The sequence below is a fragment of the Terriglobales bacterium genome (assembly GCA_035651655.1).
GTDB lineage: Bacteria > Acidobacteriota > Terriglobia > Terriglobales > Acidobacteriaceae > DASRFG01.
Map to the genome: position 1 here is coordinate 183,970 of DASRFG010000014.1, position 8,349 is coordinate 192,318.

General features: G+C 54.7%; 7 protein-coding genes. 5 read left to right on the top strand and 2 right to left on the bottom strand.

Annotated features, from left to right (window positions below):
* Positions 1-73 precede the first annotated feature (73 nt).
* From VFA76_06575 to VFA76_06585, 3 genes are read left to right on the top strand one after another with little or no spacing between them, the layout of a single operon-like run.
* A complete protein-coding gene (locus VFA76_06575) occupies positions 74-685 on the top strand; it encodes a prepilin-type N-terminal cleavage/methylation domain-containing protein (GenBank protein ID HZR31501.1) in 612 nt (203 codons plus the stop codon).
* 10 nt (positions 686-695) lie between these two features.
* The gene (locus VFA76_06580; protein HZR31502.1) at positions 696-1,286 is read left to right on the top strand and encodes a prepilin-type N-terminal cleavage/methylation domain-containing protein; all 591 of its coding nucleotides are present in this window, start codon (positions 696-698) and stop codon (positions 1,284-1,286) included.
* A gap of 5 nt (positions 1,287-1,291) precedes the next feature.
* Entirely contained in the window at positions 1,292-2,110 is an 819-nt protein-coding gene (locus VFA76_06585) for a prepilin-type N-terminal cleavage/methylation domain-containing protein (protein ID HZR31503.1), read from the top strand.
* A 108-nt stretch (positions 2,111-2,218) separates the two neighbouring features.
* On the opposite strand, the gene VFA76_06590 is transcribed toward VFA76_06585, so the two are convergent.
* Complete coding sequence (locus VFA76_06590; protein ID HZR31504.1) at positions 2,219-3,625, bottom strand: tetratricopeptide repeat protein; 1,407 nt, start codon at positions 3,623-3,625, stop codon at positions 2,219-2,221.
* Between the two features lie 292 nt (positions 3,626-3,917).
* On the opposite strand from VFA76_06590, the gene VFA76_06595 reads away from it, so the two are divergent.
* Positions 3,918-4,280 carry a hypothetical protein gene (locus tag VFA76_06595; GenBank protein HZR31505.1) on the top strand — a complete coding sequence of 121 codons (363 nt, stop codon included), beginning with the start codon at positions 3,918-3,920 and terminating at the stop codon, positions 4,278-4,280.
* Between the two features lie 152 nt (positions 4,281-4,432).
* A complete protein-coding gene (locus VFA76_06600; protein HZR31506.1) occupies positions 4,433-6,316 on the top strand; it encodes a polysaccharide deacetylase family protein in 1,884 nt (627 codons plus the stop codon).
* A 40-nt stretch (positions 6,317-6,356) separates the two neighbouring features.
* Here the strand turns inward: VFA76_06600 and aceE are convergent.
* On the bottom strand, positions 6,357-8,349 hold a 1,993-nt coding region (aceE, locus tag VFA76_06605; protein HZR31507.1), incomplete at its 5' end, for a pyruvate dehydrogenase (acetyl-transferring), homodimeric type.

Below are 8,349 nucleotides of genomic sequence, written 5' to 3' on the forward strand. Positions count from 1 at the left end.
TGGTCCTCACTCCTTAGGGTACCTCGGTTACGTTGTTCCGGTATGGGACTTTGTTTTAACTTCAATGAGTGTTATGAGGCATAAGCACTCCAATCCGCGACGTAATGGTTTCTCGATGCTGGAACTGGTAATTGTTGTGGCGATCATGCTCGCTGTATCGGCCGCAGCGCTACCTTCCTTCTTCAATTCTATCGAGACTTACCGGATGCGGACCGCAGCCATGGACGTCGAGGGCCTCATGCAACGAGCTCGTTCCCTTGCGATTCGTGACAATAAGTATTACGCGGTTCGCTCAGTGGTAGCCAACCAGGGCGGGATCAATTACACGCAGGTGTTCGTTGACCTCAATAATAACGGCGTGCAAAACAACGGCGAAAGATTGATCCAGTTACCCGTGAACATGTCATTGCCCAATGGTGGCAATCCAGCTATGCCCAATGGGACCCTCGGCTTCGCGCCTCAAGGGGCAGCAGTGCCGGTGATGTTCAATAACCGAGGACTACCTTGTGTCATGAAGGCCGGGATCTGCAGCAACTGGGATGCTGGCAACACTCCGGTCGGATTCGTTGTGTTCTTGCAAGACGCGAAAACGAGTGGCAACGGCTGGGCCGCAATATCGGTCAGCCCTGTCGGTCGCGCCAAAGTATGGAGCTGGAATTCAGCTAGCAGTACCTGGAAATACTAGAGGTCAACTTATGGGTCGCCAGCAAGTCCCAATTGATCAGGCACAACGCACCCGCAGTCTACAGCTTGGTATGACATTGATCGAGCTGATGATTGCGCTTACCGTCCTTGCCATAGGCATGTCAGCAACCATGCTGTTGTTCGTGACTGCTGCCATGACCAACAGCAAAACCAAGACGGATACTGCGGGAACAATGCTGGCCCAGAGGGTGCTCGACCAGATTGCAGCCGCCCCCGCTGATGCCAACCCGGTCCTCACGGTTACTGACTGCAATCCCAATGGCGCAGCCGTCTGGAACATTGCTACCACCGGCGCGGCTGGCGTCGGTCTCGGAGCTACCCTCTCCGCGGTAACTGGCGATATTGATTTCACTCAGGCTTATGCCGCTGTGCCGGCCAATTACAAAATGCTGTATGTGTATTGCGGTGGCGGAGGACGGCAGATTACATACGATGTCCGCTGGAACATCACAACCGTATCAGCAGCTACCAAGATGATCACCGTTTCGGCGCGTCAAACGTCGGTTGGTACTACCCTTGGGGCGAATCGCGCAAAGTTATTCGCGCTGCCAGTTACCTTACGTACCATTGGGGGTCATTAGATCTTATGCGACCCATGTCATCATTGAACCGTTCACAGCACGGATTTTCACTCTTGGAATTGTTGATCAGCGTTGCCATTCTAACGTTGACCTTGGGTGTGGTGTTTGGCTACATCAACAACTCACAAAAGGTTTACAGAGCGGAAGAGCAGAAAGTTGATACCACGCAGCAGGGTCGTGAATTTCTCGACCAGATCACGCGCGACATCCACCAAGCCGGCTATCCTGGCCAGAAAATGTACGATTCAGCAATCCTGGCCGTACCACCCGCAAATGACTCGCGCGTTGCCGTGGGTCTGGTTCGAGTCTCGGCTTCGGAGCTTTGGTTCGAAGGCGATATGGATGGCGATGGTGCCGTAGAGAGCGTTCGTTACACTCTGTTTGACAATAACGGCAATGCCATCGGTGGCGCCAGCAATTGTCCCTGTAGCTTACAGCGTAGTGTGGTGTTGAAGGCGAATGCTGCTCCCAACGCACAATTGACCAGTTACAACTCAAGCGTAGACGGGATAATCAATAGTGGAGGCTTGGGTAACGGTGGGGCGGGACTAGCGATTGCTGGTGTGACTGCGGTAGGTGGCGGAGCCACAGTCGCCAATGACGTATTTTATGCTGCTTACAAAACCCCACCGGTTTTTGCCGCATTCGACGCCAACGGGACCGCGGTTGCTCTCCCGGCCGATTACGTAGCAAGTCCTGCTAACCTTGCGGCTATTCGAACCGTTCAAATTACAGTCAATCTCATGGCTCGCTATCAGGATCTGCAAAGCCATGTGCAATCCGTCGTTACCATGACGGGCTCAGCTAAATTGAATAACTTCTAAGCCCTTACCGCGAGCTGTCCCTTCAGGGGAATCATCCGCCCGAGAATCGGGTCCTTGCGACTATGGGCAATCTTCGACCTATCTTACCCACGCAATAAGAGACAGCTATCAAAAGCTATAAGCGACAAATACGTGTGGCATGTGAGCGGTGAACGCGCCGGTGTTCTGCGCTAGATGAAAATAAGAGTAGTCTGCGCCCAGGTCCCAATTGCCCAGCCTGGCTGAATTTCTCAGCGATATTTCCCACGCCTTCTGATAGGGCGCCGCAGAGATAGATTCTCCACCGACCCGGGCCAGGTATTCGCTGCGAAACTTCTTGTACTGAAGCCGAACCCCGCCTACTCCCAGGTGACTCTGATAGGTGTTGGGATCAAAGTATCCATGCAAAAGATTTTGGCTGAAGCGCAGGTGATTGAACTCGTAACCGCCCCCTATCGAAAGGCGAGGTCCGCCGAGCCAACGGATCAGCTCCGCTCCTTCACGGCGGGCTAGGTTGTGGTCGGAATAGTGTTGGTGGGACCAATGGGCGTCCAGCCGCCATGCACTCGAATTCCAGTTCGCATGACCATACCACCCTTCTCTGAGCAGATCGAACTGGCTAGCCCTGACGGTGGGAGAAACCGGCAGACGGGAAAAACCTGCAATCAGGCGCAGCCGTCTCCAGGGATGCGATTCCAACTCGCCGCGATACAGAGCCTTATGGCTGCTGTCGGCAAACCGCACCAGGCCTCCGCCCGCATCCACAAGGAGAAAGCGGTTCACTCTATACCTGATATCTTCAATGCCCGAAATCACATTGGCCTTTGGTCCGCCGCTTACCCACAGCGAGCGTTCCTCCATTTGCAATCGGCTGGCAAAGCCATAGCCTATTTTTGTGTCAAGCTGCTGCCATGACCTCCACATGCGATTGCTGGCAGAATCGGTAAAGAAAGTCTCGGTTCCCTGGAGACGGCTCCTCTTTGCCTCCAAACTCCCGTTCTCGCGCCCCCCGCTTTCCAGGCGAGATTTGAGGTCCTGAAGCCGAGCGCTTTCTGGATGACGGCTGAGCGCTCGATCCAACTCTGCCCGAGCCTCCGTATCCCGTCTCTGGTGGATCAGATTTCGCACCAAGCCGGCAGATGCCGCCTCATCGTTTGGATTTGTGTCAAGGAGTTCTCGGTAAAACTGATTCGAGCGCTCATACTCCCGCTGGTACCCCAAGGCACGCGCCAGTTCTAGTTTAGCCAGCCGGTTAGAGGGCTCTTCACGGAGAAGCTCTTGAAAGATGCGCATTGCGCGTTCATCATCATGATCGTAAAGATAAGCTCGACCCAGCTCCATTCGAAGACGACGATCGCTGGGCGACTGCTTGAGTTGCTCTTCCAACAAGTGGATGGCGTGTTTGTAATTCTGTTGCCGAAAATCAGCTGCTGACTGGGCCAGGACCTGGTCCACCGTTTGTGCATGTAACGTGGCCGAGGCGAGCGACACGACCAAGACTACAAGTGCCTTCCAACCGCATTGAACTAGTCTCATCTTGTTTATTGTCTCCGGTGCAATCACGGTAGCATCCACGACTGAAGTAGGCATCTGTCCAATGGGCATGCCCACACGGTGAAACAAGCCTCGATCATGCGTCGTTCATTATTGGTCCCAGTTGCCGCGCAAGCGGAGTCCAAATTAACGAGAAAATTGAGCAAGAGTCAGTTACTTCAGTAATCGTGCGGCCGTACTCTCCGTAACTGTTCTCGCATGAGGCTTAAAGTGTTAAGATTTACCTTGTAGGTGTGAGTTAGGGCATCGAACCAACCGCCCTTCCGGAGGAAAGATGAATATCACTCGTTTGAAGAAATTATCGGTAACTATGGGCATCGCCCTGGCGCTTTGCCTGGGGCCATCCGCAAAAGCTGCTGCCAGACCGCTGGGCCAACAGTCGCATCAAGGTGGGCAGGAGCAGGGAGAGGGGAATCAGTCCCAGGGCCCGGAGCAACACCAATCGGGTGATCAGGGCCAGGTAGGCGAGCAAGACCAGAGAAACCAGGAAGGGGAAGGACAAGTAGGAGAGCGTGACGAAAGGAACCAAAACGAGGCCAAAGGCGCGCAGGAAGGCCGTGATGAACAGGAGCAGGCCAACCACGACGATCGCACCGAAGATGCACGTGCGGATGCCGCTTCGCCCCAGAATTTCTAGTCGCTCCGACCATGCGGGGACGAGTGAATAAGCTTTGCTCGTTCCCTTTCTTTTTCTGGCAGCATCCCTCTCCTTAATACCCAAATTAGCTCGTGCGCATTCGATTTCCTGGCTACGCCTGACCATTTGGAAATAACCTTTTGGGTACGACGATGAAAGTTCCCGAGCCCAAGCTGTTGGCCGCCACTGCCATTCTTGCTGTCTTGATTTTCGTGGCTATGGCCATATCGCCGTATATTGTGCCAAGAGAGCCGGCGCCACCGCTGCACGCCGCCAAGCTGACCATCGCTCCGCGCCAGAGTAAGGGCGCGGACCTTTTCCAATCCTATCCCGAGACATTTGCCGCCCAGATCGCGGTGTTGATCACACCTGGAGAAGACACCGCCCTGACCCCGGTTCGCGTCCTCAAAGCCATGGGCATTCCATTTTTTCTTACTCGTGACTTGCACCGCGCCTTGGCCCACAAGCTTGTCTTGATTTATCCATCTATTGATTTTCGAAGCTTCCGCCCGGATGAGGCACAGCTCATACAGCGATTCGTAGAAGACGGGGGAAATATCTTTGCTCAGAATGTCTTTTGGGGAGGCCTGAAGTCAGTGTTTGGTTTTACTGCGTGTGTTCCTCTCCGGACCCGGCATCGCATGGTACTCGCCGATGTTGATGACCCGGTTCTGCGCTATCTCGACCGGCCCGAGGAGAAAGAAGTTCAATTGGGCTCAACGGCAATCCCGGAGGTCATCTGGACCAATGGATATTCTCCAGATACCTCCGCCGTGGCTGTCGCACGTTTCGACGATGGTTCCGCTGCCATTATCAGCAAGCAGCTTGGGAAGGGGAGAGCTTATCTTATCGGGGTCGCTCTCAATGACGTCGTGCTACGAGATCAGCAGAATCGTGACTATGAAGCCCAGCGCATTTACGTAAACGGATTTGAGCCCGGAGCCGATGTGTGGCTGCTGATTCTTCGTGCGTGGTATGAGCAATATTCTGAAGGCGGGATTCGAGTCGCCACCATTCCGGATGGCAAACGGTCAGTCCTCATGCTCTCGCACGATGTGGACTGGGAGTATTCCTTTCGCCCCGCTCTTGATATTGCGAGAGCAGAGCAAAAACGAGGCCTAAAGAGCACCTTCTTTGTGCAAACCAAGTATTTGGATGATTACAACAGCCATGCGTTCTTTATTGCCCCTAACCTCGATCTACTCCGGCAGTTGAAGTCGGAAGGCGACGAGATCGGGAGCCATACGGTAATTCACTCGCGGGGTTTCAATCATGTCAAGCTGGGTTGGGCAAATGTCAGTTACAGCAATTACCGTCCCCATGCGACCGGCTTCGACTCCTTTATCGGAGCCACCGCTCTTGGGGAAACTTGTGTCAGCAAAAGCCTGCTGGATGGCGAGCTGAACCAGCAGACCGCCTTCTTTCGTGCCGGTCACCTGCGCGTCCCCGCTGCTTTGCCGGAGGCGCTGCAGCGATGCGGCTATCAGTTTGATTCATCTTTCACTGCCGACGACGTGCTCACCAACTTCCCTTACCGACTCAACCTTGATCTGGGAATGATGCAGGAAACTCAGGTATACGAATTCCCCGTGACCATCGAGGACGAAGAGTCCGCACTTACATCCCGAATGGATCGTGTCCTCGACCTCATCAACGCAAACGCCGATAACAACGCCCCCAGCGTGCTCCTTGTCCACAGCAACAATGCCGAGGATAAGCTCACGGGGGAGGAAGAAATTCTCGACCGCTTACCTACCGATATCTCGGCTTTGAGCATGTCAGCATTCGCCCGCTTTTGGAAAGCGCGTGACGAGCTGCACTGGAAAGTGCGTCCGTCAGGCCCGCACTCATTCGAGATCGAAGCCATTTCAGGCAGTAATATTGACGGCCTGACCTTTTCGTTTAATCAGACAGTTGAAAGGGCGTTTCCTGGGAGTGAGGTTTCCGCCCTTGGAAAGAGCGTTGTCTTGCAACATCTCCGCGCGAACGTACCGTTTCACTTCGGAGTGGTCTTAATGCCTGCGACAAAGCACTAGTGTTAGCTGTACCTGAAGCGAACCACGTTTCCAGGCGCTCCTACGCCCGCGCCGGGTCTATCTTCTCGGTATCTACACCCAACTCTTGGAAGGCTTTCTTTGCTCGCTTCGGATCGAACTTGCACTCGCGTGAGAGGCGCGACAGCGCCGCGCCGGCGATTGCTTCCGCGTTTACCTCAAAGTGCCGTCTGAGATGCTCACGATTGTCGCTTCGTCCGAAACCATCGGTTCCCAGGCTCACCAATCTTCCGCTAAGCCAGGGCGCCAGCTGGTCAGGCACAACCTTCATATAATCGGTGGCCGCAATGATCGGCCCTTCGTTTCCTTCCAGGGCAGTCAGGATATACGGCCGTTTGGGCTGCTCCGCCGGGTGCAGCAGATTCCACCGCTCCGTCTCAAGCGCATCGCGGCGCAGCTGGTTGTAACTGGTTACACTCCACACATTCGCCTGCACCCCGTATTTCTCTGCCAGAATGCTCTGGGCGCGAAGTGCCTCGTTCAGGATTGGACCGCTGCCGAAAAGCTGCACCGTGGCTTTGCCGCTCGCCTTTTTAAATTTGTAGATTCCGCGAAGGATGCCTTCCCGGCTGTCTTTGGGCATCGCCGGCATAGCGTAATCTTCGTTGTAAAGCGTGAGGTAATAAAAGACGTTTTCTCCCTCTTGGTACATGCGCCGCAGTCCGTCCTGGACGATTACGGCTATTTCATAAACGTACGCGGGATCATAGGTGACACAGGTCGGCACGGTGCTCGACAGCACCACGCTATGCCCATCCTGGTGCTGCAACCCTTCACCGGAGAGTGTTGTCCGGCCAGCCGTGCCCCCCAGCAAAAAGCCTCTGCCGCGCGCGTCCCCAAATGCCCAAATGAGATCGCCGATGCGTTGGAATCCAAACATCGAGTAATAAATAAAGAAGGGAATCATCGGCACTCGGTAATTTGAGTACGCGGTGCCTGCCGCCGTGAACGAGGCCATGGATCCCGCTTCCGTAATCCCTTCCTCCAGGATCTGCCCGTCTTTCTCTTCCCGGTAATAGAGGAGCATGTCCTGATCGTGGGGCTTATAAAGCTGGCCCTGGCTGGCGTAAATTCCTACCTGCCTGATGATGGACTCCATGCCGAACGTCCGGCCCTCATCAGGAACAATCGGCACTACATACTTGCCGATCTTCGGGTCCTTCAGCAGATGGCGCAACATGCTGACAAATCCCATAGTTGTCGAGACCGCGCGTTTTCCCGAGCCTTCCAGAGGCTCCGAAAAATCCTCCAGCGGTGGCGCTTCAAAATTCAAGGGACGGACCTCGCGCAGGGGAATCGATCCCCCCAGCTCTCGTCTGCGTTCGCGCAGGTAAACAATCTCCTCGCTCTTATCTGGAGGCTTGTAGAGAGACCCATCCTTAGCGGCCTTTTCAGGAATAGGAATCTCGAAGCGCGAACGGAAAGCTACAAGGGCCTCATCGTTCAGCTTTTTTTCCTGGTGCGTGGCATTGCGGGCCTCGGCTGACCCCAAGCCGTATCCTTTGACCGTCTTGGCTAGGATGACTACTGGGGCATTCCGATTTTCCACAGCCTTTTTGTAAGCGTTATACACCTTCTGCGGATCGTGTCCGCCGCGATGCAGACGGAATATTTGCTCGTCCGTCATGTGGGCGACCAGGTCCAAAAGCTCGGGATACCTCCCAAAGAACTCCTTGCGAATGTAAGCTCCGCCTTTTGCCTTGAAGTTCTGATATTCACCGTCCACACACTCTTCCATTCGCTTCATCAGGAGGCCGGTTTTATCGCGGGCAAGGAGATCATCCCAACCTGAGCCCCAAATCACCTTGATCACGTTCCAGCCGGCCCCGCGGAACGCGGCCTCCAACTCGTTGATGATCTTTCCATTGCCGCGCACCGGGCCATCCAGCCGCTGCAGGTTGCAATTGATCACAAAAATCAAGTTATCGAGCTTTTCGCGGGCGGCCAGTGTTAGCGAGCCCATGGACTCGGGTTCGTCCGTCTCTCCATCTCCTACAAATGCCCATATCTTGCGT

Excerpts from the sequence above, each read along its gene's own strand:
- VFA76_06575 (HZR31501.1), top strand. The coding sequence starts at position 74 with ATGAGGCATAAGCACTCCAATCCGCGACGTAATGGTTTCTCGATGCTG.
- VFA76_06580 (HZR31502.1), top strand. The coding sequence starts at position 696 with ATGGGTCGCCAGCAAGTCCCAATTGATCAGGCACAACGCACCCGCAGT.
- VFA76_06585 (HZR31503.1), top strand. The coding sequence starts at position 1,292 with ATGCGACCCATGTCATCATTGAACCGTTCACAGCACGGATTTTCACTC.
- VFA76_06590 (HZR31504.1), bottom strand. The coding sequence starts at position 3,625 with ATGAGACTAGTTCAATGCGGTTGGAAGGCACTTGTAGTCTTGGTCGTG.
- VFA76_06595 (HZR31505.1), top strand. The coding sequence starts at position 3,918 with ATGAATATCACTCGTTTGAAGAAATTATCGGTAACTATGGGCATCGCC.
- VFA76_06600 (HZR31506.1), top strand. The coding sequence starts at position 4,433 with ATGAAAGTTCCCGAGCCCAAGCTGTTGGCCGCCACTGCCATTCTTGCT.